18 protein-coding genes are annotated in these 22,695 nt (G+C 70.5%); 9 read left to right on the top strand and 9 right to left on the bottom strand.

The window, feature by feature from the left end:
• On the top strand, positions 1–387 hold a 387-nt coding region (locus GXW71_RS19895; RefSeq protein WP_211854359.1), incomplete at its 5' end, for a (2Fe-2S)-binding protein.
• Between the two features lie 53 nt (positions 388–440).
• The gene (locus GXW71_RS19900) at positions 441–1,397 is read left to right on the top strand and encodes a Bug family tripartite tricarboxylate transporter substrate binding protein (RefSeq protein WP_246526737.1); all 957 of its coding nucleotides are present in this window, start codon (positions 441–443) and stop codon (positions 1,395–1,397) included.
• 58 nt (positions 1,398–1,455) lie between these two features.
• Here the strand turns inward: GXW71_RS19900 and GXW71_RS19905 are convergent, their stop codons facing one another.
• The 3 genes from GXW71_RS19905 to GXW71_RS35500 form a co-directional block, all read right to left on the bottom strand.
• Positions 1,456–4,872: an acyl-[ACP]--phospholipid O-acyltransferase gene (locus tag GXW71_RS19905; protein WP_211854361.1), complete on the bottom strand. Its 3,417-nt coding sequence runs from the start codon at positions 4,870–4,872 to the stop codon at positions 1,456–1,458.
• A complete protein-coding gene (locus tag GXW71_RS19910; protein WP_211854362.1) occupies positions 4,869–5,471 on the bottom strand; it encodes a TetR/AcrR family transcriptional regulator in 603 nt (200 codons plus the stop codon). Before GXW71_RS19910 ends, GXW71_RS19905 begins: the two co-directional genes overlap by 4 nt.
• Before the next feature lie 133 nt (positions 5,472–5,604).
• A complete protein-coding gene (locus GXW71_RS35500) occupies positions 5,605–7,434 on the bottom strand; it encodes an AsmA family protein (RefSeq protein ID WP_211854363.1) in 1,830 nt (609 codons plus the stop codon).
• 319 nt (positions 7,435–7,753) lie between these two features.
• On the opposite strand from GXW71_RS35500, the gene GXW71_RS19920 reads away from it, so the two are divergent.
• From GXW71_RS19920 to GXW71_RS19935, 4 genes are all read left to right on the top strand, one after another.
• Entirely contained in the window at positions 7,754–9,367 is a 1,614-nt protein-coding gene (locus GXW71_RS19920) for an ABC transporter substrate-binding protein (protein ID WP_211854364.1), read from the top strand.
• A 76-nt stretch (positions 9,368–9,443) separates the two neighbouring features.
• Entirely contained in the window at positions 9,444–10,301 is an 858-nt protein-coding gene (locus tag GXW71_RS19925) for an alpha/beta hydrolase (protein WP_211854365.1), read from the top strand.
• Between the two features lies 1 nt (position 10,302).
• Positions 10,303–11,907 carry a gamma-glutamyltransferase gene (gene ggt, locus GXW71_RS19930; RefSeq protein WP_211854366.1) on the top strand — a complete coding sequence of 535 codons (1,605 nt, stop codon included), beginning with the start codon at positions 10,303–10,305 and terminating at the stop codon, positions 11,905–11,907.
• Positions 11,908–12,011: 104 nt separating this feature from the next.
• On the top strand, positions 12,012–12,980 hold the full coding sequence (locus GXW71_RS19935) for a Bug family tripartite tricarboxylate transporter substrate binding protein (protein ID WP_211854367.1): 969 nt from the start codon (positions 12,012–12,014) through the stop codon (positions 12,978–12,980).
• 106 nt (positions 12,981–13,086) lie between these two features.
• Here GXW71_RS19935 and GXW71_RS19940 read toward each other — a convergent pair whose 3' ends face one another.
• Positions 13,087–14,805 carry an N-acyl-D-amino-acid deacylase family protein gene (locus GXW71_RS19940; RefSeq protein ID WP_211854368.1) on the bottom strand — a complete coding sequence of 573 codons (1,719 nt, stop codon included), beginning with the start codon at positions 14,803–14,805 and terminating at the stop codon, positions 13,087–13,089.
• A 21-nt stretch (positions 14,806–14,826) separates the two neighbouring features.
• Positions 14,827–15,810 (bottom strand): Bug family tripartite tricarboxylate transporter substrate binding protein, encoded by a 984-nt coding sequence (locus GXW71_RS19945; RefSeq protein WP_211854369.1) that lies wholly within the window; start codon positions 15,808–15,810, stop codon positions 14,827–14,829.
• 280 nt (positions 15,811–16,090) lie between these two features.
• Here GXW71_RS19945 and GXW71_RS19950 point away from each other — a divergent pair, with 280 nt between their 5' ends.
• Positions 16,091–16,933, top strand: a complete 843-nt coding sequence (locus GXW71_RS19950; RefSeq protein ID WP_211854371.1) for a LysR substrate-binding domain-containing protein — start codon at positions 16,091–16,093, stop codon at positions 16,931–16,933.
• On the opposite strand, the gene GXW71_RS19955 is transcribed toward GXW71_RS19950, so the two are convergent.
• Entirely contained in the window at positions 16,911–17,783 is an 873-nt protein-coding gene (locus GXW71_RS19955; protein ID WP_211854373.1) for a DMT family transporter, read from the bottom strand. The two genes, GXW71_RS19950 and GXW71_RS19955, sit on opposite strands and share 23 nt — an antisense overlap.
• A gap of 144 nt (positions 17,784–17,927) precedes the next feature.
• Complete coding sequence (locus GXW71_RS19960; RefSeq protein WP_211854375.1) at positions 17,928–18,947, bottom strand: enoyl-CoA hydratase/isomerase family protein; 1,020 nt, start codon at positions 18,945–18,947, stop codon at positions 17,928–17,930.
• Between the two features lie 70 nt (positions 18,948–19,017).
• Here GXW71_RS19960 and GXW71_RS19965 point away from each other — a divergent pair, with 70 nt between their 5' ends.
• Together GXW71_RS19965 and GXW71_RS19970 are read left to right on the top strand one after the other, a co-directional pair.
• The gene (locus GXW71_RS19965) at positions 19,018–20,094 is read left to right on the top strand and encodes an ATP-binding cassette domain-containing protein (RefSeq protein ID WP_211854377.1); all 1,077 of its coding nucleotides are present in this window, start codon (positions 19,018–19,020) and stop codon (positions 20,092–20,094) included.
• 168 nt (positions 20,095–20,262) lie between these two features.
• Positions 20,263–20,991, top strand: a complete 729-nt coding sequence (locus tag GXW71_RS19970; RefSeq protein WP_211854378.1) for a superoxide dismutase — start codon at positions 20,263–20,265, stop codon at positions 20,989–20,991.
• A gap of 47 nt (positions 20,992–21,038) precedes the next feature.
• On the opposite strand, the gene GXW71_RS19975 is transcribed toward GXW71_RS19970, so the two are convergent.
• Together GXW71_RS19975 and GXW71_RS19980 are read right to left on the bottom strand one after the other, a co-directional pair.
• Positions 21,039–21,482, bottom strand: a complete 444-nt coding sequence (locus GXW71_RS19975; RefSeq protein ID WP_211854379.1) for an ATP-binding protein — start codon at positions 21,480–21,482, stop codon at positions 21,039–21,041.
• Entirely contained in the window at positions 21,479–22,465 is a 987-nt protein-coding gene (locus GXW71_RS19980; RefSeq protein ID WP_211854380.1) for a hypothetical protein, read from the bottom strand. Before GXW71_RS19980 ends, GXW71_RS19975 begins: the two co-directional genes overlap by 4 nt.
• Positions 22,466–22,695: the final 230 nt, after the last annotated feature.

Consider the following 22,695-nt stretch of genomic DNA (forward strand, 5'->3'; position numbering starts at 1 on the left):
CCGCTGCGGCGCGCGCTGGCGCGCTGGTCCCGCGGGCGCGCCTTCCTCGACGCGCTCTACCGGCCGGCGCAGCCCTTCCGCAGCGCGGCGCCGGAGGCGATCGCCTGCCGCTGCGAGGAGGTGACGGGCGCCGCCGTGCGGGACGCCGCACGCATGGGCGCGACCGGCCCCAACCAGCTCAAGGCCTTTCTCCGCTGCGGCATGGGTCCCTGCCAGGGGCGGATGTGCGGCCTGACCATCACCGAGACCATCGCGGAGGAGCGCGGCGCGCATCCCCGCGATGTCGGCCCCCAGCGGCTTCGCAGCCCCGCGAAGCCGATCACGCTCGGGGAATTCGCGGCACTCCGGAAAACCGAGGCCGATCTCAGGGCCGTCGAACGGCGCTGAACACAGGGACGCAGTACGGCTGAACGCACCGGGAGAATTTTCACGTGAAACGGATGATGATGGCGGCCGCGGCTATGCTGCTGGCGGCGGCACCGGCCATGGCGCAGGGCAACTGGCCGGAGCGGCCGATCCGCATGATCGTGCCCTTCCCGCCCGGCGGCGGCACCGACGTGCTGGCCCGCGTCGTCGCACAGCACCTGCAGGCGGCGCTCGGCCAGCCGGTTGCCGTCGAGAACCGCAGCGGCGGATCGGGGGTGGTCGGCAGCGAGGCGGTGGCCCGTGCCGCGCCCGACGGCTACACCCTCGGCATGACGGCGAGCGGGCCGATGACCATCCTGCCGCAGATGATGCCGAACCCGCCCTATGATCCGATCCGGTCCTTCGCGCATGTCGCCATCCCCTCGGTGACGCCGCTCTTCATGGTGGTGCCGCCGGCATCCCCGGCCCGGACCGTCGGCGAATTCGTGGCCCATGCGCGGGCGAATCCCGGGCGGTTGAACTACTGCTCGATCGGTGTCGCCTCGCCCTCGCACCTCTCCGCCGCGATGTTCCTGACCGCCTTCGGGCTGGAGATGGAGCATATCCCCCATCGCGGCAGCGCCCCGGCGCTGACCGACACGATGGCCGGGCTCTGTCACATGCTGTTCGACAGCGGCACGTCCTCCACGCCGCAGATCCGTGACGGCGCGCTCCGGGCGCTCGGCGTCTCCGCGGCCCGGCGGCTGCCTGCCTTCGCCGCGGTGCCGACCATCGCGGAACAGGGCGCCGCGGGCTACGAGACCAGCACCTGGTCCGGCGTGATCGCGCCCGCCGGCACCCCGGCGCCGATCGTGGCGCGGCTGAACGCCGAGATCCGGCGCCTGGCCGCAACGCCGGCCGAACAGCAGCGCGTCGCGAGCCAGGGCGGGCTGCCGGTGGACTTTTCTCCGGCCGAGTTCACCGCCTTCATCCAGCGCGAGATCGAAGGCTGGGGCCAGGTGATTCGCGCCAACAACATTCGGTTGGATTGATGTCGGCAGTGCGCGCGGGCGCGCGCACTGCTCCCCGAGCATTGGAGTGCCGGCACCGTCAGGCCGGCACCGTCTCCCGCGCCAGCAGGGCCTGCACCGCGGGGTAGTCGACCTTGCCGGTGCCGAGCAGCGGCAGCTTCGCGACGGTCAGGATCTCGCGCGGCACCATGATCTCCGGCACCGAACGGCTGCGTGCATGGTCGAGCAGCGCACGCGCCGTGGCACCCGGCTGGGTGGTGACCAGCACCAGACGCTCACCCTTGCGCGGATCGGGCTGAGTGACGACGGCATGGACCGCATCCGGCCAGAGCTGCTCGGCCAGCGCCTCGGCCGCCGGCATGGAGACCATCTCGCCGGCGATCTTCGCGAAGCGCTTCACCCGCCCGACGATACGGACGAAGCCGTCATCGTCGAGGGCGACGATGTCGCCGGTGTCGTGCCAGCCATCCGCCGGCGGCTCCAGCACGCCGGGTGCCGTCGAGCGCAGATAGCCGAGCATGATGTTGGGCCCGCGCACCAGCAACCGCCCGCCGGTCTCGATGCCCGGCACCGGTTCCAGCCGGTGTTCGATCATCGGCAGCAGTTTTCCGACCGTCCCGGCGCGCGGCTGGCGCGGCGAGTTCACGGCGACGACCGGCGCGGCTTCCGTCACGCCATAGCCTTCCAGCACCCGCACCCCGAAGCGATCGGCATAGAGTCGGCGCGTCTCATCGCGCAGCTTCTCGGCACCGGCGAAGGCGAGACGCAGGCAACGGAAATCATAGGGATTGGCGTGCCGCGCCCAGCCATTGAGGAAGGTGTCGGTGCCGAAGACGATCGTGCATTCGGTGTCGTAGGCGATTTCCGGGATGATCCGGAAATGCAGCGGGCTCGGGTAGAAGAAGATCGGCACCCCGTTCAGCAGCGGCAGCAGGGTGCCGCCGGTCAGGCCGAAGCTGTGGAACATCGGCATCGCGTTCAGGACGCGATCGCGCGGGTTGAAGTCGAGCACCGCAGCGACCTGCGCGCAATTCGCCAGGATGTTGCGGTGACTGAGCAGCACCCCCTTCGGCACACCTTCCGAGCCGCTGGTGAACAGCGCGACCGCCGGCGCATCAGCATCCCCGCGGGCCCCAGGCAGGCGCCGCGCCAGACGCGCATCGAGCATGCCGCGTAGCTTCGCCAGCATGCCGATGCCGGCGCGGACATCCTCCAGCCAGAGGAAGGTGATGTCGTGCGCCATGCGCTCCACCACCGGGCCGAGCTTGGCGCGTTCGACGAAGCGGCGGGAGCAGAGCACGGTCCTGACCTCGGCCGCCGTGCAGGCCGCCAGCATGGCCTCCGCGCCGGCGGAAAAATTCAACATGGCCGGGACGCGGCCGAAGGCCTGGAGGGCGAAGAAGGTGACCACGCCGCCGACCGCATTGGGCAGCATCACGCCGACCCGCTCCCCGGGCGCGGTGCCGCGCGCCAAGCGCCGCCCCAGCACCGCGGCGCCGAGCAGCAGGCGGCGATAGGCGATCGGCGTGCGATCCAGATCCTCGATCAGCGGGGCCTTGGCGTCATGCGTGTCGCGGGCATCGAGCAGCGCCGAGAACAGGGTGCGGCCGGTATTCGCGGTGCGCGCCGCACTCTCACTCATCACCGCGTCGAGCGCGGTGCCGAGGACTTTGCGCCGCGCCCGGCCGGAGAGTGCCGCGTCCGCCTGCAACCGCACCGGCGGCAGGATCGTGAGCCGGTAGCGCGGAAACAGCCGCCGGCGGAGGATGCCGCGCAGATAGGAGAAGGGGCTGTACTGCAAGCCCTCCAGCCGCACCGGGACGATCACCGCATCGGATTTGTCGGCGACGACGGCGGTGCCGTCATAGATCTTCATCAGCGCGCCGGTGCGGGTCAGGCGGCCTTCGGGGAAGATCACCAGGCGCCGCCCCTCCTCACGCACCGCACGCACCATGGCCTTCACCGAATAGGCGCTGGCGGGATCGACGCGGAAGATATCGACCGGCGCCAGGAAAGGACGCACCCACCATTTCCGCGCCATGCCGGTATCGACCGCGAAGGTCGGGTATCCCGGCAGGAAGGCGGCGACGAGCGCACCGTCAGCGAGGCTGAGATGGTTGGGCGTGACCACGGCGCGCACGCCTTCCGCCGGGTAGTTCTCGAGCCCCACGATCTCGACGCGGTGCAGCAGCCGGAAATAGGCGCGGAAGATGGTCTTCAGCGTGTCCTGCGGCAACAGGGCGGCGATGATGAAGGCGACGCCGAGATTCAGCACCGCGGTGCCGATCAGGACCCATTCGAAGCTGACGCCCTGCTGCAGCAGCAGGCCGGTGACGACGGCCGAGGCGACCATGGCGATCGCGTTCAGCACGTTGTTGGCGGCGATCATGCGCGAGGTCGCGTCATGGCCCGACCGTTCCTGGATCACCGCGTAGAGCGGCACCGAATAGAGGCCGCCGCAGACCGCGAGCAGCAGCAGGTCGCCCATCAGCCGCCAGCCCTGCACGGAGCCGAGGACGGCCAGCGGCGTCGGCAGGCCGGCACCGCCTTCGATCGCGAAGCAGGCCAGCGCCATGTCGATGGCGGCGACCGAGATGCCGATGGCCGCGAAAGGCACGTACCGGGCGCTGACCTCGCCCTTCAGCAGCTTGGCGCAGAGCACGGAGCCCGCGCCGACGCCGACCGCGAAGACGGTCAGCAGCAGGGTCGCGACCGCGGGCTCACCGCGGAGCGCGGTATGGGCGATCACCGGCAGGGCGGCGATCACCGTGGCGCCGAGCGACCAGAACCAGGACAGGCCGAGCGCGCTCAGCCAGACGGGGCGGTTGCCCCGCGCCTGCACGATCAGCGCGCCGGTGCTGCGGAAGATATTGGGATCGACGCGGAGATCGGGCGCCATGGCCGGTGCGGCCGGGATGCGCATGGCGGCGGCCAGGCCGACGGCCGCCAGCACCATGCCGAGGCCGCCCACCCAGACGGCGCCGGCGGTCAGCCCAATCAGCGCGCCACCCAGGATGGTGCCGACCAGGATGCCGGAGAAGGTGCCGGCTTCGATCAGGCCATTGCCGGCGACCAGCTCCTGCTCTTCCAGGTGCTGCGGCAGCAGCCCGTACTTCAGCGGCGAGAACAGCGTCGCCTGCAGCCCGAGGCCGAACAGAACCACGATCAGGACAGGGAAGCTGCCGAGTGCGAAGCCGGCGGCGGCGCCGGCCATCAGCACCACCTCGAACCCCTTGTTCCAGCGAATCAGCCGCGCCTTGTCACGGGCATCGGCGAGTTGGCCGCCGAGGCCCGAGAACAGGATGTAGGGCGCGATGAAGACGCCGCCGAGGAGTGCGATGAAGCTCGCCCCGTCATCCGCCATGCTGATCAGCGCCAGGATGGCGATGGCGTTCTTCACCAGGTTGTCGTTCAGCGCGCCCGCCGTCTGGGTGACGAAAAGCGGCAGGAAGCGCCGCGTGCGCAGCAGCGCCGTGGGATTGCCTTCGGTGCTCATGGGCGTGTCCTTGCCTGGGCAGGGGGTTCGAGGCCGGCGACGCGGAAGCAGAGCGCGACGACGGCATCCGCCATCGGCTCCAGGTCCTTGGCGAGGCGGCCATAGAGGCGGAAGGTCGCGGCCTGGACGATGACGCCCACGATCGCCGCGGTCAGCAGGGTCGGGTCGGCATCCGGGATCTCTCGCCGCCCGATCGCGGCCTCGACTCGGGCGTGCAGCACATCGACGGGATTGGCGCCGCCATAGGCCACGCCGTCGAGGGCGCGGTGCTGGCTCAGCAGCAGGAAGGCGAAGAGGGCGCGATCCTCGGTCTGCAGCCCGCAGATGCGGCGGACCATGGCCTCCAGCGCCGATGCGAAATCCGCATGCGGGGCCGCGGCATCGGCCAGCACCTGCGCATACTCCGCATAGCCGGCGACGAAGAGCTCCGCGATGAGCTGGTCCCGGCCGCCCTTCCAATGGGCATAGAGGGTGCTGACCTGCAGCCCCGCCGCGGCGGCGATGTCACGCTGGGAGACCGCATCGATGCCGCGCTCGGCGAAGAGGCGCACGGCCTCCCGTCGGACGCGGTCCTTGGTGGATTCCTGGGGTGCGTGCATGAATGCTTCCGAACGAACGTTCGTACTAGTTCATAGCGGCCGGCGCCCTGTCAAGCAATTCGTTTCGAAGTTCGGAGCAGATCGTCGGGGCGAGACCGCCCGTGGCCTGAGTCTGCTGGCCGAAGCTATGCATTTAGCGCAGGCAGCCGCTCCGCTCGGCCAGCGCCCGCTGCTCCGCCGGGAAGCCTTCCGAGAGGCTGAACCGCCGGGGCGGGGTGCTGCGGGAGGGACCGATGTCGAGGTTGCGGAAGGGCCCGCTGATCCGCACCGGGATATCGAGCGCGAAAAAGCCCGTCGAGGCCGATTCCGAGCCGATGAGCAGGTCCATCCGCGCGCGCCCCAGATCGATGCTGCCGCCACCGCTGATCGTCGCCTCGGTGGTGCGCAGCCGAAGCGGCGCGATGGTGGTGCGGCCGTCGCGCAGATCCGCGGCCGCGACCAGGCAGCGGATGCGCGCTGTGCCGTCCTGATCGCGGAACAGGGCAAGGATATTGGTGGAGGCCGCTTCCAGCGCCGATCGCGCGATGCGCCCTTCGATCATGGTCACCACCGCCTGGCCCCGCCCGTTGCGGAGCGCGGCACCGAGTGTCTCCCCGGCGATATCCAGGGTGATCCCGGCGGTCGCCTGTCCCGAGAGCCGCGCCGATTGCAGGGCCGCGCTGCGCGCGAGCTGCGCCGCATCCAGCCCGGTCGCATCCAGCCGCAGGGTCAACCGGCCGACGACATCGTCCACGGCCCGGAGCGCGGCGAGCATCTGAATGCGCCCGCCGGCCTGGCCGAAGCCGAGCTCCGCGATCTCGATCGCGCCGGAGGCGAAGCGGCCGCGCAGCACCATGTCCCGCAGGCTGACCGCGCCGAGCACGAGCTCATCGGCGGCGATGCGGCCCTGCAGATGCGTGCCGCGCCGTCGCGCGACCGTCAGCGGCAGCGCCTGCCAGTCACCACCGCCACCCCCGCGCCCCAGCAGCGGCCCGAGATCGAGGCGATCGCCTTCAAGATCGAGCGTGATCTCGTCGGGCGCGCCGGCCCGACCCTCATCCAGGCGCACCGAGCCCACCACCCGGCTGCCCGCGATATTGCCGACGGCCGGCTGCAGATCCCAGCGTTCACCCTGGCGGGCGATCTCACCCGCGACATGCAGGGTGATGCCGCCCGGCAGGCCCTCGGCGTCGAGCGCGGCCAGGAAGGCACCGAAATCCGCGGTCTCCAGCGTCACGCGGCCGCGGGCGCCATCCATGTCCAGCGGCGCGGTCGCGGCGCCGTCGAAGGTCAGATGGGCGCCCGCCATGTCGGCCGCGATGCGCATCGGCAATGGCGCGGGGCCGCGGAGCGCTGTGATCGACTCGGCTTCGATGGTCGCGGTGAGGGCGGCGTCGTTGTAGCTGCCCGCATAGGTCAGGGTCAGCGGGCCCTCCTCATCGGCGGCGGCGATGGCGAGGGTCCTGGCGGCGATGCGCAGCAGGGCGCCGCCGCTGGTACGGTAGCGCACCCGGGCGTCGCGCAGCGTGGCATCCAGCAGCGCCGGCAGCCGCGCGCGCTGGGCGATGATGGCCGCGGCATCCGGTGGCACCGCCGGCGCTTCGCTGAAATGCCAGTTGCCCTGCCGGCCCGGCCCCCGCTCCAGCAGGATATCGGGCTGGTCGATCTCCAGGCGCCGCAGCTCCAGGGGCCCGGCGATCAGCGACCAGGGCGCGATCTCCGCATGCAGCCGGGCGATGCGCAGCATCTCCGGCTGGCTGCCCCAATCTGGGCTGGCGAGGCGCAGATCCTCGATTTCCAGCAGGATGCCGTTGTTCCATCCCAGCCGCAGCGCGCCGAGCTGCACCTCACGCGCCAAGGCGCCGGTGGCGTAACGCGCGGCCAGCGGTGCCAGATCCACGAAATGCAGCACGGCCAGCAGACCGGCGACGGTGATCAGGATCAGCAGCAGGGGCAGCGCCAGCAACCAGCGGCGTAGGGACACGTGTGGCAAGCTCCGGCGCGGCGTTCGGGGCGCGCTATATGCCCGGCAGAGTAGCGCGCCGGAACCCATCACCCCGCAACACAAGCGGTTCAAACGCCGCGGAGGCCTCCCCGTAGGCTGCGCGCCAGCGCATAGGGTGCCTTAACCCGCATCAGATGGACGTCGCGGATGACACGGCCGTCGAGGCGCAGCCGACCATTTTCGGGCATGGCGCGGCGTCGGTGCCCGCTGCCGGGCGGAGGCGAGGGGTTTCACGCCGGCTACCCGCCCGGGCCCGGGGATGCGAGAGTCCCGCCCGACCATGCATGGAGTTTCCCCGATGGTTGATACCCCGTTCACCCGCCGATGGCTGACCCGGGCGACGCTCGGCGGCCTCGGCGGCACCGCATTGCCCGGCTGGATGGGGGAAGCGCTGGCCCAGGGTGCGGCGCCGGGCGGCGTGCTCCGCGTCGGCCTCGCGGCGCCGAACACCACCCTCGATCCGCATTTCCAGAGCAACGCGCCGAACAACGCCATGGCGAGCCACGTCTTCGATGCGCTGGTCACCAATGATGCGCAGTCGCGGTCCCAGCCCGGCCTCGCAGCCTCCTGGCGGCTGATCGACGACCGGAACTGGGAGTACAAGCTGCGGGAAGGCGTCACCTTCACCGACGGCACGCCCTTCACGGTGGAGGATGCCATCATCTCGCTCCGCCGCGCCAATGACCTGCCCAGCACCGCCTCCTTCCGCACCTATACGCGCGGCATCAAGACGATGACGGCACCCGATGCGCATACGCTCAGGATCGAGACCGCGGAGCCGGATCCGCTGCTGCCCAATTCCCTCAGCCGCATCCGCATCATCAGCGCACGCTTCAAGGATGCGACCACCGCCGATTTCAACAATGGCCAGGCGATGATCGGCACCGGCGCACTGGTGCTGCGCGAATATGTGCCCGGCAGCCATGTGCGCCTGGCGCCGAATCTGAACTGGTGGGGCCCGCGCCTGCCCTGGACGGAGGTGGTGCTGCGCGTCGCGACCGATGACGGCGGCCGGCTCGCGTCGCTGCTGTCCGGCGACCTCGACATCATCGAGGCGGTGCCGTCCCAGAGCATGGCGCGGGTGCGCGCGGATCAACGGCTGCACCTGATCCGCGGCATCTCCAGCCGCGTCGCCTATCTCGCGATGGACCAGGGGCGCGACGTGACGCCTTTCGCGACGAGCGCGGACGGACGGCCGCTGGAGCGCAACCCCTTCAAGGACCTGCGGGTCCGCCGGGCCATCAACATGGCGATCAACCGGCAGGCGATGGTGGAGCGGGTGATGGAAGGCGATGCGGTCATCGCGACGCAATTCCTGCCCCCCGGCGGCGCCGGCACATCCGACCGCATCCAGCCGGCAGTCTTCGATGTCAGCCGCGCCCGCGCATTGCTGACCGAGGCCGGCTATCCCCGCGGCTTCCGCCTGGCCGTGCATGGCCCGAACGACCGCTACATCAACGACGCCAAGATCGTGCAGGCGGTGGCGCAGATGCTGACCCGCATCGGCATCGAGGCGCGGGCTGAGGTGATGCCCTGGTCGGTCTATGCCAGCCGCAGCGCGCAGGGCGAATTCAGCCTGAGCCTCGGCGCCTGGGGCGTGAACACCGGCGAGACCTCCAACCCGATCAAGGCGGTGCTGGCGACGCCGAACCGCGCCGCCGGCCTCGGCGCCTCGAATTCCGGACGCTATTCCAACCCCGAGGTGGACCGGCTGCTGTTGCAGGCGCTCGGCACCATGGATGACATGGCGCGCAACGCGCTGCTCGCGCAGGCCTCCGAGATCGCCTTCAACGACCTCGCCATCCTGCCCCTGCACCATGAGGTGTCGGTCTGGGCGGCGCGCCGCGGCATCACCTACGAAACCCGCAACGACCAATACACGCTCGCCATGGGCGTCGGCCGCAATTCATAGCCTTAGACGCCGGCGCGGCCTCGGACCGGTCAAGCGACCGGTCCGCAGGTACGAGCTTGAGAGAAGGACTGCTGACATGAGTGACGCCCCCAACAGCCCGGAAGCCGTGGCCCGCGCCCGGGCTCTCTATGACCTCGGGAATACTTCCATTTTCGCGAGCAAGGCGGATCCGCGCTTCCACTACACCCTCTATGTGCCGCCCGCAGTCGGCAAGGGCGCGAAGGTGGAGCTGCTGGTCGCGGTGCATGGCAGCAGCCGAACCTCCTTCCTGGAGTTCCGCGACGGCTTCGCGGAGTTCGGGCGCTGGAACAACGTCGCGATCCTCTGCCCGGTCTTCCCGACCGGCGTGCTCGGCGACGGCGCCAGCAGCGGCTACAAATACATGCAGGAAGGCGATATCCGCTACGACCAGGTCCTGCTCGCGATGGTCGAGGAGGTCGCGGCGAAGTACCAGCAGAACTGGCAGCGCTTCGCGATGTTCGGCTTCTCCGGCGGTGGCCACTTCACCCATCGCTTCGCGATCCTGCATCCGGAGACGCTCTGGGCCGCCTGCATCGGTTCCCCGGGTTCGGTGACGCTGCTGGACCCGGACCGTGACTGGTGGGTCGGCATCCGCGACCTGGAGGCACGCTTCGGCATCCGCTTCGACCAGGCAGCCCTGGCGCGCCTGCCCGTGCAGATGCTGGTGGGCGACGCCGACCTCGAGACCTGGGAGATCACCCACAAGCCGGGCGGCCGCTACTGGATGGAAGGCGCCAATGATGCCGGCCGCACCCGGCCGGAGCGGATCAAGGCCCTGGCCGCTTCCTTCGAGAAGGCGGGCGTGAAGGTCCAGCTCGAGGTCGTGCCGGGTGTCTCGCATGACCGGATGAAGGTGCTCGGCCGGGTGAAGGATTTCCTCGCCGGCGTGCTGGCCACGATGCGGGCGCGCTGAGATGCCCGGCATGATCGTGGCGCCGCAGCCGGAGGCGGCTGAGGCCGGCGCAGTGGTGCTGAGCCGTGGCGGCAATGCAGTGGACGCCGCGGTCGCGGCCGCCTTCGTGCAAGGCGTGGTCGATCCGCAGATGGCCGGCATCGGCGGCTTCGGCTCCATGCAGGTCTACATGCCGAAGCGCGGCCTGCACCAGGTGCTGGAATTCTATGCCCGCGCACCGCTGGCCGCGAAGCCCGACATGTGGGCGGACAAGCTGCTAGGCCAGTCCCGCGATGGCTTCGCCTTCCTGCTTGAAGGCGGCGCCAGCGAAATCGGCTACCTGGCCGCCTGCACGCCGGGCAGCGTCAAGGGCTATGCCGAGGCGCTGTCGCGCTACGGCACCTTCGATTGGGCGGATGCGATGGCGCCGGCGATCGCGGAGGCGAAGCGCGGCGTCATGGTGCGGCCGCACATGCATTGGTACTGGAGCCAGGACCAGAGCGGCAGCGGCCAGGTCAACACCATCGACAAGCTGCGCTTCAGCGCGACCGGCCGCGCCGTCTATTTCCGCCCGGACGACAGCCTGAAGCGCCCCGGCGATGTGCTGCAGAACCCGGACATGGTGCGCACGCTGGAGCGGCTGGCGAAGGGCGGGCCCGATCTCTTCTACCGCGGCACGCTCGCCGAGGAGATGGCGGCCGATTTCGCTGCTCATGGCGGGCTGATCACATGCGAGGATCTGGCCGCCTACGAGCTTTCCGTCGTGGAGCCGATCTGGGGCAGCTATCGCGGCCATCGCATCTCCACTAGCCCGCCGCCGGCGAGCGGGCTCTCCATGCTGCAGATCCTGCACATGCTGGAGCATTTCGACCTGGCGGCGCTCGGCCACAACAGCGCCGCGCATGTCGCGCTGCTGGCCGAGGCGATGAAGCGCATGACCATCGACAAGGATCGCCACATGGGCGACCCGGCCTATGTCGAGGTCCCGACCGAGCGCCTGATCTCCCGCGATTACTGCGCGACCCTCGCCGCCAGCATCCGCGCCGGGGAGCGCGCCGGCGTCACGCGGCTGGACCGCTCGCAGCGCGACACCACGCACATCTCGGTGGTGGATGGCGAGGGGAATGCGGTGGCGCTGACGCATACGCTCGGCAGCCCGTCGGGTGCGATCACCGATGGGCTCGGCTTCATGTACAACGGCACCATGAGCCGCTTCGATCCGCGGCCGGGCCACGCGGCCTCGGTCGCACCGGGCAAGCGGCGCGCCAGCTCCGCGGCGCCGACCATCGTGTTCAAGGGGGATGCGCCCTACATCGTGCTGGGCGCGCCCGGCGGCAGTTTCATCGCGCCGGCGATCGCGCAAGGCATCATGAACGTAATCGATTTCGGCATGCCGATGCTGGAAGCGGTCGCGGCGCCGCGCATCGTCGCGGTGTCCGACATGATCGACGTCTCCAACCGCGTGCCGCGCTACGTCACCGACGCCCTCGAAGCGCAAGGCTATGCGGTGAAGCGGTCCTGGATGAGCTATGCCTTCGCGGCGCTGCACGGGATCCGTGTCGCCGAAGGCCGGATGGAGGGCGGCGCGGATCCGCAGCGGGACGGGATGGCGATCGCCGTCGCCTAACTCCACGGGCGCCAAATCCGAAGCATTTGACGCCGCAATTCGGAATGGGGTCCCCTGGCCTCCGACGCGAGCCCGGAACGAGGCCGCACGGGGAGGACCGGAGAATGACACGGCTGATCGCAGCACTTGCGGCCATGCTGGGCATCTGTTTCCAGGCGCAGGCGCAGGAGTTTCCAGCCCGGCCGATCTCCATGCTGGTGGTCTTTGCGCCGGGCGGCGCCACGGACGTGCTGGCGCGGCTGGTCGCGGACCACATGGCCCGCACCCTGGGCCAGCGGGTGCTGGTCGAGAATGTGAGCGGCGCCGGCGGCACCATCGGCGGCGCACGCGGGGCCCAGGCGGCACCGGACGGCCACACGCTGACGGTCGGCAGCCTTGGCAGCCATTCCGCCGCACTGTCCATCTACCGATCGATCCAATACGACCCGCGCAACCTGACGCCGATCGGGCTGATCGCCGGCACGCCGCTCTATTTCGTCGTCCGCAGCGGATTGCCGGTGGAGCGCTTCCAGGATTTCGCGGCCATGGTGCGCGCCAATCCGGGGCGGATCTCCAACGGGCATGCGGGCGTCGGCTCCACCAACCATCTGGCCTGCGAGCTGCTGCGCCACGTCACCGGGCTGCAGATGAACTTCGTGCCCTATCGCGGCGAAGGCCCGGCCATGAACGACGTGGTCGCCGGCCAGATCGACAGCGCCTGCCTGCTGGCGCCGGCGGCGGTGCCGCAGATCCAGGCCGGCACCATGCGCGGGCTGCTGGTCGCCGACACGCGGCGCGGTGCCCTGTCGCCCAACGTCCCAAGCGCCGTGGAGGCCGGTGCCCCGGACTTCATCTTCCAGGGCTGGAACGCGATCTTCGCTCCGCGCGGCACCCCGGAACGGGTGGTGCAGCGGCTGTCCGCGGCGCTCAACGCCGCGCTCGACGACGCGGCGCTGCGGCGGCGGATCGAGGATCTCGGTTCGATCCCCGCCACGCCTGAGCAGCGCGGGCCCGCCGCCCTGCAACGGCTGGTGGAGAGCGAGGTCGCCCGCTGGGCGACCGTCATTCGCGCCGCGGGGATCAGTGAGGAGTAGTTTTGCGAGGAGTAGTTTTGTCCTCAGACGCCGGGCGCCGCCTGCGGCCGCTTGGCTTCACGTGGGTCGCGTTCTCGGGCCGGTCGGAAGACCGGCCCGGAGGTTTTCAGCGCCCTGCGCGCACCAGCTTGCCGGGCCGCGCGCCGGTCTCCACGCCGCGCTCGAAGATCGGCACGCCGGAGACCATGGTCATGTCATAGCCGTCGACGCGCTGCACCAGGCGCCGCCCGCCGGCCGGCAGGTCGTAGACCATATGCGGGTGGTGCAGCCGCAGCGCGTCGAAGTCGATGACGTTCACATCCGCCTTGAGGCCCGGCTTCAGGCGGCCGCGATCGTGGAAGCCGAAGAAATCCGCGGTCTCGCTGGTCTGCCTCTGGATGGAGAATTCCAGCGGCAGCCGGTCGCCGCGCGCGCGATCACGCACCCAGTGGGTCAGCATGAAGGTGTTGAGCGAGGCGTCGCAGATCACGCCGCAATGCGCACCGCCGTCGGACAGGCCGAGCACGGTGTGCGGATCGGTCACCATCTCCCGCACAACGTCCAGGTCGCCATGCACGTAGTTGGTGACCGGGAAATACAGCATGCGGCCGCCATCGCCGCCGGTCAGGTAGTCGTAGCAAAATTCCTGCGGCGTCTGCCCGGTCTTTTCCGCCATGGCGGCGATGCTGCGCTCGGCCGGCGGCTCGTAATCCGGGGGATCGCCGAGCACGTACATCCGGTCCCAGCGCGTCGCGATCTGACGCGACAGCGGCGGCAACAGCGCCATCAGGCGATCGGACGCCGTCTCGTTCAGGATCTTCCGCCGCATCTCCGGGTCGCGCAGCCGCGCGAGCTGCTCGGGTGCTGGCAAATGCGCGGTATCCGCGAAGGCCTCGCGCAGCGCGAAAGGGTTCAGCGAGGTGGTCAGGCCGAGGATCAGCCCGACCGGCCGACCCGCCACCTGCGCCGACATCGGCAACCCGCGCGCACGCGCCGAGCGGACGCCATCCATCAGACGCCGCCAGCGCTGCGGATCGTAGGACCGGTCGGTCAGCAGGAACCAGAGCGGCAGCCGGTTCTTCTCCGCGATACGCTCCATCCAGGCGAATTCGGCGGCCTCATCCTCGAAATCGCTCAGCATGCCGAAGGTGCCGCGCCCGACGCGGCCGAGCGCATCGCCGATCGCGATCAGTTCCTCATGCTCGGCGTAACGGCCGGGAACCAGCTCACCGGCCGGTGTCTTATGTTGATCGGTGCGGGACGTGGTGAAGCCGAAGGCGCCGGCGCGGACCGCCTCCTCCGCCAACTTCGCCATCGCCTCGATGTCGTCGCCGGTCGCCATCTCGCGCTGGATGGCGCGTTCGCCCATCACATAGACGCGCAGCGGGTGGTGTGCGACCTGGGTGCCGATGTCGATGGCGCGCGGCAGGCGCTCCAGCGCGTCGAGATAATCCGGGAAGCTCTCCCAGTCCCATTTCAGGCCTTCGGCGAGGGCGATGCCGGGGATGTCCTCGACGCCTTCCATCAGATCGATCAGCGCCTGGTGATGCTCGGTCCGGACCGGCGCGAAGCCGACGCCGCAATTGCCGAACAGGATGGTCGTGGCGCCATGCCAGGAGGAGGGCGCCAGCACCGGATCCCAGGTCGCCTGGCCATCGTAATGGGTGTGGATGTCGACCCAGCCGGGCGCCACCAGCCGGCCTTCGGCCTGAACGTCGCGCTTCGCGGGACCGGCCTTGCCGCCGACCGCCGTGATCTTGTCCCCGTCGATGGCGACATCGCCCGTGAAGGCGGGCGCGCCGGTGCCGTCGACGATGGTGCCGCCGCGGATCACGATGTCATGCATGCTGCCTGTTTCCTTCCCGTCTCAACTGCTCAATCGGATGCCGCGGGTGCGAATGATCTCGCCCCACAACGCCGTATCCGCGGCCTTGTGCCGCGTGAAGGCCTCGGCGTCGCCGGCGATCGGGATGAAGCCGGCATGGCTCACCGTCGCCTGCGTCTCTGGCCGCCGCATATGCGCCAGCGCGATGCCGCCGACCCGGTCGAGGATCGGCTGCGGCGTGCCGGCCGGCGCGATCATGGCCCAATAGGTCGCGGATTCGAAGCCCTGCACGCCCGCTTCCTCCAGGGTCGGCACATCGGGGAAGAGCGGCGAGCGGACCCGGCTGGTGATCGCGAGCGGCCGGATCATGCCGGTCGATGCCAGGGATCGGACCAGCGCCGCCTCCATGAAGTTCATGTTCACCTCGCCCGCCAACAGCGCCTGGCTGGCCGGGGCCCCGCCCCGATACGGCACATGCAGCATGGAGACACCGGTCTTCGCCATGAAGAGCTCGGTCGCGAGGTGGCTGGTGAAGCCGATGCCGGCGGTCGCGAAGGTGATGCTGTCCGGACGCTGCCGCGCCAGCGCGATGAATTCGGCGACAGTGTTCGCGGGCACGCTACGATGCACGCAGAGGAAGCTCGGCGCCCCGGCCAGCAGTGCGATCGGCGCGAAGGCCGTGTCGTTATCGTAGGGCATGGTGTAGAGATGCGGCGCGATCGCATAGGTGCTGTTGCTGACGATCACCAGCGTGTGCCCGTCCGGCCGCTGCCGCGCCGCGTAGTCGAGCCCGATGGTACCGCCCGCGCCCGGACGCGCATCGATCACCACGGCTTGCCCGAGTTCCGCGCTCATCACCTGGGCGAGCGGGCGGCCGAGCACGTCACCGGGGCCACCCGGGGCTACCGGCATGACGATGGTGATGGGGCGGTTGGGAAAGCCCGCCTGCGCCGTTGCACGCGCTGCGCGCAGGAGTGGCGTGGCGGAGGCGAGGCTGAGCAGGGTTCGGCGGCTGGGACCAGGCATGATGCACCCCATGCTGCGCACCGGCCCGATGGGGCCGGCGCGCCGGATCGCAGCGTTCCTCGAGGTGCGCCCCAGGCGGGGCGTCATTCTGGGCAGCACCCAGCTAAGGGCGCCGGCGCCGCGCCGGCAACCCGCTGCCGGGATGAAAAATCCGGCATGGCGGCAGCTTTGCCGCCATGCGGGGCAGGCGGCGGCGCGAAAACCGGCAATCGCCGCGGCGCGGATCGGACAGTCCCGCGCGACATGGCGGACGCCCCGTCATCCCTGCCATGATGCACTCATGCCGCCGCGCCGCGTCCTCGACCTCGATGCCATCAGCGCCTTCACCGCCGTGGCGGAGCTCGGCGGCTTCACGCGTGCCGCCGCGGTGCTGAACCTCACGCAATCCGGCATCAGCATGCGCATCCGCCGGCTGGAGGAAGCCGAGGATGTGCGCCTCTTCGACCGGCTGCCGGGGATGGTGCGGCTGACGCCCCAGGGGGCAGCCTTCCTGCCGCATGCGCGGCGGTTGCTGCGGCTGAACGAGGCAGCCCGCGCCGCGCTGCATGGCGCACCGCGGATGGAGACGGTGCGCCTCGGCGCCATGGAGGATTATGCGACGCGGGTGCTGCCGCCATTGCTTGCGGCCTTCCGCCAGGCGGTGCCGGAGGTGGTGGTCGAGGTGGAGACCGGGCTGACCCAACGCATGCTGCCGCAACTCGGGCGCCGCCACGAGTTGCTGCTGGCCATGCATCGCCAGGGCGCGGGCGGCGACGGCAGGACGCTGCGGCGCAGCCGGCCGGTCTGGGCGGCGGCACCCGGCTTCCGGATGCCGGGCACCGTGCCGCTCGCGCTCTATGCGGAGGGCTGCCTGTTCCGGGACTGGGCGATCGCGGCGCTGGAGGGCGCCGGGAGGCCCTGGCGCCTCGCCTATTCGGCCGGCTCCCAGGCGGCGGTGGAGGCGGCCGTCGCCGGCGGCATCGGCTGCACCCTGGCGCGGGAGGCAACGATGGCGCCAGGCCTGCGCCCGCTGGATGGCCTGCCACCCCTGCCGGGTTCCGAGATCCGGCTGCACGCGGCGCCGAAGCTTGGTGACGGAGCGCGGCGCCTGGCGGCCTTCCTCACGGAACGGCTGGCCGCCTGAAGCCGAGGCCACTCGCGACCACCAGCCCGGCGACCACCAGCATGAACCCCGCTGCCATCCCCGGCGTCACCGGTTCCCCGAGCATCAGCGCGGCCAGGGCCGCCGAGGCGATGGGATTGAGCGCGACGGTCAGCGCGACCAACGCCGGCGGCGCGTACTGGAGCCCGAGAGACCAGAGCGCGAAGGTCAGCGCGCAGCCCACGACGCCGAGATAGAGCACCGCCATCCATTGCGTTCCGGGAAGCTGTGCCGCGGCGCCGATGCCGGGGTCGGCGGCGATCAGCGCCGCGGCGCCGATCGCGAGGCCGAGCCCCGTGAAGGGCAGCGCGCCCAGGCGCTGGATGATCGGTTTCGAGAGCACGTTGTAGGCAGCACCGACCGCCGCCGCCGCGACCATCAGCAGGTCGCCCGTCAGTCCCCCGCCCGCAAGCCGCGACGACAGGCCGAGCGCCACGCCCGCCATCGCCAGCGCGATCCCGGCAAGGCGCCGGCGCGACGGTGCCTCCCGCCCCAGCATCACCGACAGCGCATAGGTCAGCAGCGGCAGGGTCGTGAGCGCCAGCGATCCGCGCGCCGCGGTGGTGTGGGCGAGCGACAGCGTGAAGAGCCAGGGGAACAGCGCGAAGAACAGCAGCGCGAGGGCGATCGCCGCTGCCGCGTCCTGCGGCGAATGCAGCCGGCGGGTGGCGCGCACCGCGAGCGGCGCCAGGCAGAGTGCCGCAATGCCGTAGCGCAGCGCGGCCAGGGTCAACGGCTCGATGCCGGCGACCGACCAGCGCGTCGCCGCCACGGCGGAGCCGCCGAGCAGGCTGGAGAGGCAGGCGGCGAGCAGCCCGAGCGCTTCCGACATGCCCGGACGCTGCCGGATGGCTGGCGCCGCGGGAAACGACTTCGGGTGCGGCGGCCCATCACCGATCGTGATGGGCGGCCGGGTTGGCTTTTTTTCTAATCGCGTGATTCGCGCTTTTCGGCGATTCGCCTCAAGCGATCACGCTCAGGCCGCGAACATGCCGGCGATGGCGACCGGATCGACCTCCTCGATCGTCGCCGGCTGCCAGTGCGGCGCGCCGTCCTTGTCCACCAGCACCGAGCGCACGCCCTCCACGAAATCCGGGTGGTGATTCACGACGACGCGGGTCAGGGCCAGCTCCATCGCCAGGCATTCGCGCAGCGATTGCTCGGCACCGCGTGCCAGCAGCTCATGCGAGACGCTGAGGCTGGTGGGGGACATGCGCAGCAGGATGCTGCGCTGTTCCTCCGCCCATTCGGTGCCCTCGGCCTCCAAAGCGTCGAGGATCGCCGGAAGGCCGCCGGCGCCGAAGCAGCGGTCGATCGCCTCCCGATGCGCGGCGAAGCTCGCCGGCGGCGGTGCCACGGCGAAACGGTCCACTGCTGCAGCATCGCCGCCGGCCAGCGCCGCCCGCAGGGCGGGCACCGCGTCACGGGGGACGTAGTGGGTGGCAAACCCGGCATGCACCGCATCGGCGCCCTTTAGCCGCGCCCCGGTCAGCGCCAGCCAGAGCCCGATCTTGCCGGGCAGGCGCGGCAGCACATAGCTGGTGCCGACATCGGGAAACAGCGCGATCGCGGTCTCCGGCATCGCCAGCAGCGCATGCTCGGTCACGATGCGGTGGCTGCCATGCACCGCGACGCCGATGCCGCCGCCCATGCAGACGCCGTCGATCAGGCTGATCCAGGGCTTGCCGAACTCGGCGATGCCCTGGTTGACCGCATATTCCGTGCTGAAGAAGCGCTCGATCGTCGCCTGGTCGTCGGCCAGCGCCGCGGTGCGGATGGCGCGCACATCGCCGCCGGCGCAGAAGGCGCGGCCGCCGGCGCCGTCGAGCAGCACCGCACGCAACGAGGCATCGTCGCGCCAAGCCGCGATCGCGGCGCCGAAGCCGTCGATCATCGCCTGGTCCAGCGCATTCAGCGCCTTGGGGCGGTTCATGGTCAGCAGGCCCAGGGCGCCCTCGCGGCGGGTCAGCAGGCTCGGTTCGGCGGCATCGGACATGGGGCAGGCTTTCAGACGTTCACATGGTCGCCTAGACGCTGAATGATGACGGAGCAAGCTGGGAGGGCGAATGGCTGATGACACGGCGCTGAGGATCGACGGGCTCCGCTATGCGCCGCGTCCCGGGATGCGGCTCCTGGACGGGCTGACGCTCGAGGTTGCGGCGGGGGAATGGCTCAGCCTGCTCGCGGCATCCGGCGCCGGCGCCACCAGCCTGTTGCGGCTGGCGGCCGGGGAGCTGCGGCCGGAGGCCGGCCGGGTCGCGGCGCCGGGCGCCCTGCTCGTGGCGCCGCTGCGGGGTGGCCTGCCCTGGGAAAGCGTCACCCAGCGCCTCGTCCAGCCCTTGCGCAAGCGGGGCATGCCTCAGGCGGAGCGCGAGGCGCTGGTCGCCGGAACCCTCGATGTGCTGCGCCTGCGCCATGTGGCCGAGCAACCGCCGGCGACCTTGTCGGAGGCGGAGGAGCAGCGCTGCGCGATCGCCGCCGCGCTGCTGGCGGAAGCGCCGCTGCTGCTGCTCGACGATCCCTTCTCGGCGCAGGATCCGGCCGGGCGCGCCGCCCTGCTGGACCTGCTGCGGGAGCGGCAGCAAGGGCGGGGCTTCGCCGTCCTGCATGTGACGCGCGACGCGGCGGAGGCGATGGCGGTCGCGGACCGGCTGGCGATCCTCGACCGTGGCCGCATCCTGCAGGCGGGACCGCCCGAAGCGGTCTTCGACATGCCGGGCAGCGCTGCCGCGGCCAGGCTCACCGGCGCGGCCAACCTGCTCGCCGGCCAGGTCGAGGAGGCGGAGGATGAGGAGGGGCTGACCATGGTCAAGCTGGAGGCCGGCCCCTTCCTCGCGGGGCGCGCGGTGCGGCCGCTTCGCCGCGGGGCGCGGGTCTGGCTGCTGGTCCGGCCGGAGCATGTGGCGGTCGCCGCCATGGCGGCGGACGCGCTGGGCGACGGCGCGATCGGCGCCAGGGTGCTCTCCGTCCGGCCGCAAGGCGCGCGCATGATGCTGCGGCTGGCACTCGGCGACGGCACGGTGATGGAGGCGCTGCGGCCGCGGGGCTTCGGCGCCGCCCCGAAGCCGGGCTCGCCTTGCGCGCTCGCCTGGCCACCGCAGGCGGCGCGCGTGCTGCTCCAGGATCTCGATCCCAAAGCGTGACGCGCCTGGTTCCCGGGCGTGAAACCGTCCGGGCCAGCGTGATAGGTTCTTGCCCGGCGCGAGACAGTCCCGACATGCCTCGCACCGGAACCTTTCGTTGGGTCGCGTGATTCAGACTTTTGGCCGATTGGCCCCCAGTCATCACGCTACAGGGGAGTGACGCATCACATGAGCTTCATCCAACGCCGCAGCCTGCTGCTGGCCGCCGGAGGCCTGCTTGCCGCCACCGCCCTGCCGCGCCGGGTGCTCGCCCAGGCCGCCGCGCCAACCGGCCCCTTCACGCTGCCCGATCTGCCCTATGCGGCGGGCGCCAATGAAGCGGCGATCGATGCGCGCACCATGGAGATCCATCACGGCTTCCATCACCGCGCCTATGTCACCAACCTGAACAACGCGGTGGCGCAGCAGCCGCAGCTCGGCAGCATGCAGCTCGACGAGATCCTGATGCGGCTGAGCCAGGTGCCGGAGAACATCCGCACCGTGGTGCGCAACAACGCCGGCGGCCACGCCAACCACAGCATGTTCTGGGAGATCATGGGCGGCCAGGGCGGCGCGCCTGAGGGTGAGCTGGCAGCCGCGATCACCCGCGACTTCGAAGGCTTCGACCAGTTCAAGACCCGGTTCGAGGCGGCGGCGAACAGCCAGTTCGGCTCCGGCTGGGCCTTCCTGACCGCCGCCAATGACGGCAAGCTCGCGATCGTGGCCAAGCCCAACCAGGACACGCCGCTGATGGATGGCGTCCGCGTGCTGATGGGCAACGACGTCTGGGAGCATGCCTATTACCTGCGCTACCAGAACCGTCGCGCGGAATACACGCGCAATTGGTGGAACGTCGTGAACTGGGCCAAGGTGGGCGAGCGCTACGCGGCGGCCAAGGCGGGCACGCTGCGCATCTGACGGCTGCGTCGAACACTTGCCGCGCCGAGCTGCGGCGCGGCAAGTGTTTACCTGAGCCGGCCGTGGTGCAGATTGAGGACGGCTTCGGTTCTGCTGGTGCGCAGCAACCGGAGATGGCCGTGATGCCGCGCCGCGAGCTGGCGGACCAGAGCCAGGCCCGCACCTTCGCGCAGCGTTCCCGGCAGGCCCCAGCCATCATCGGCGACGACGAGCGCGGTCTGGTCATAGACGGTGGAGATGCGGATCTCGATCCGCCCGGCGGGCCTGCCATGCAGGCCGTGATCCAGGGCATTGCCGATGAAGATCTGCGCGACATGCAGCACGGTATCGGCCAGGGCATCCGGACAGGCGCCGGAGACGGAGATCTCGATGCCGATTGCCTGGTCGGCATCCGTGCACAGGATCCGCATATCCTCGCAGATCGAGCGCAGCCGGTCCTCGATCATGCCGGGGGTATGGGCCGGCCGATGCCGGCGAAGAGGCATGTTCATGGCCGCACGCCCTGGGCAGCGGCTGCGGGCCGCAAGCCAAGCCAGCGCAGGGGAGCGGCGCCTTGCCGACGCAGCCGCGCCAGGACCGAGGGTGCGGCTGGCGGCGCTTCCGGGCTGAGCGTCAGGGGCGACGCCAGGCCCCAGGCGATGCCGAGGGATTGCCGCAGCATATGCGGCACGGTCGGCAAGGCGGCCCGCCTGCCATGCCAGAAATCGGCGGACAGGAAACCGGTGTCGAGCCGGTAGGACCGCGAGCATATGCCGGATGCGACCAGCCTCGGATCCGCCGTATCGGGCAGGACGAGCGCGGTCGCCGGCTTGCCGAAATAGCCCGCTTCCACCACCAGGCTGGAGGAGAGCGAGATGACCTCATGAACATTCTCGCAGGCCAGCAGGGCGTAGGAGCTGGCCAGGCTCATGCGCGCATTGGGGATGTTCGCCAGGAGCTGCTCCAGCTCGGCACGATCAGGCTCGAAGGGATGCGGCCGCACCAGCAGCAGATCATAGCCTTTGGCCATCTCGGCGATCGGGGCGATGAAGTCCGACGGCTTCGCCAGGACCCCACCGCGCACGAGAGCACGATCGACGCGTGTCTGGCCGAAGAAGACCGCGACGCGCAGCGCCGGATCACCGACGGTGCGGCCCGCATGGCGCACGGCACTGGCGCGCAGGAGCGCGGCGTCGATCCTGAGGATCTCCTCCTCGACCTCGTTGAGTGCCAGGGCGCCTTCCAGCACCGGATCATTAGTCCGCGCGGAGAAGAACAGGTCGCGGCCGAAGCGGACTGCATCGATCGCGATATCCAGGAACGGAATCCCGCGATCGGCCAGGAAGCGCATCAGAAACACCGGCAGCTCGAAGCCGATCACGAGCTCGGTGCCCGCCATGCGCAGGTCCAGCCATTGCGCGGCGGCGGGCAACGGGTCGATGGCCGAGGTCGCCGCCCATCCCTCCGGGGAGGTCGGCAAACCCAGAAGTTCCATGAACGCCTGAATCTCCCCGGGGCGCCCGTCGCCCCCCCAGTCGCGGAGGCAGGCTCCGGCGCCGGTCAAGGCCGCCCCCATCAGCGAGCGCAGCCAAAGCCGGTTCGCCGCGTGATGCACGAGCCCGTTGGCGCCCGAGCGCGTGAAATCGTCGAGGAACAACACGGCACGGCCGCGGAGATGCAAGGGATCCGGATCGGCGGTGAGGTGGATCGTGTGGAGAGGCGCCG

The sequence above is a fragment of the Plastoroseomonas hellenica genome (assembly GCF_018129085.1).
Lineage (GTDB): Bacteria > Pseudomonadota > Alphaproteobacteria > Acetobacterales > Acetobacteraceae > Plastoroseomonas > Plastoroseomonas hellenica.

What these genes read in the sequence shown, in the direction of transcription:
- GXW71_RS19900 (WP_246526737.1), top strand. Translation starts at nt 441, where the DNA reads ATGATGATGGCGGCCGCGGCTATGCTGCTGGCGGCGGCACCGGCCATG.
- GXW71_RS19905 (WP_211854361.1), bottom strand. Translation starts at nt 4,872, where the DNA reads ATGAGCACCGAAGGCAATCCCACGGCGCTGCTGCGCACGCGGCGCTTC.
- GXW71_RS19910 (WP_211854362.1), bottom strand. Translation starts at nt 5,471, where the DNA reads ATGCACGCACCCCAGGAATCCACCAAGGACCGCGTCCGACGGGAGGCC.
- GXW71_RS19920 (WP_211854364.1), top strand. Translation starts at nt 7,754, where the DNA reads ATGGTTGATACCCCGTTCACCCGCCGATGGCTGACCCGGGCGACGCTC.
- GXW71_RS19925 (WP_211854365.1), top strand. Translation starts at nt 9,444, where the DNA reads ATGAGTGACGCCCCCAACAGCCCGGAAGCCGTGGCCCGCGCCCGGGCT.
- ggt (WP_211854366.1), top strand. Translation starts at nt 10,303, where the DNA reads ATGCCCGGCATGATCGTGGCGCCGCAGCCGGAGGCGGCTGAGGCCGGC.
- GXW71_RS19935 (WP_211854367.1), top strand. Translation starts at nt 12,012, where the DNA reads ATGACACGGCTGATCGCAGCACTTGCGGCCATGCTGGGCATCTGTTTC.
- GXW71_RS19940 (WP_211854368.1), bottom strand. Translation starts at nt 14,805, where the DNA reads ATGCATGACATCGTGATCCGCGGCGGCACCATCGTCGACGGCACCGGC.
- GXW71_RS19945 (WP_211854369.1), bottom strand. Translation starts at nt 15,810, where the DNA reads ATGCCTGGTCCCAGCCGCCGAACCCTGCTCAGCCTCGCCTCCGCCACG.
- GXW71_RS19950 (WP_211854371.1), top strand. Translation starts at nt 16,091, where the DNA reads ATGCCGCCGCGCCGCGTCCTCGACCTCGATGCCATCAGCGCCTTCACC.
- GXW71_RS19955 (WP_211854373.1), bottom strand. Translation starts at nt 17,783, where the DNA reads ATGTCGGAAGCGCTCGGGCTGCTCGCCGCCTGCCTCTCCAGCCTGCTC.
- GXW71_RS19960 (WP_211854375.1), bottom strand. Translation starts at nt 18,947, where the DNA reads ATGTCCGATGCCGCCGAACCGAGCCTGCTGACCCGCCGCGAGGGCGCC.
- GXW71_RS19965 (WP_211854377.1), top strand. Translation starts at nt 19,018, where the DNA reads ATGGCTGATGACACGGCGCTGAGGATCGACGGGCTCCGCTATGCGCCG.
- GXW71_RS19970 (WP_211854378.1), top strand. Translation starts at nt 20,263, where the DNA reads ATGAGCTTCATCCAACGCCGCAGCCTGCTGCTGGCCGCCGGAGGCCTG.
- GXW71_RS19975 (WP_211854379.1), bottom strand. Translation starts at nt 21,482, where the DNA reads ATGAACATGCCTCTTCGCCGGCATCGGCCGGCCCATACCCCCGGCATG.
- GXW71_RS19980 (WP_211854380.1), bottom strand. Translation starts at nt 22,465, where the DNA reads ATGGAACTTCTGGGTTTGCCGACCTCCCCGGAGGGATGGGCGGCGACC.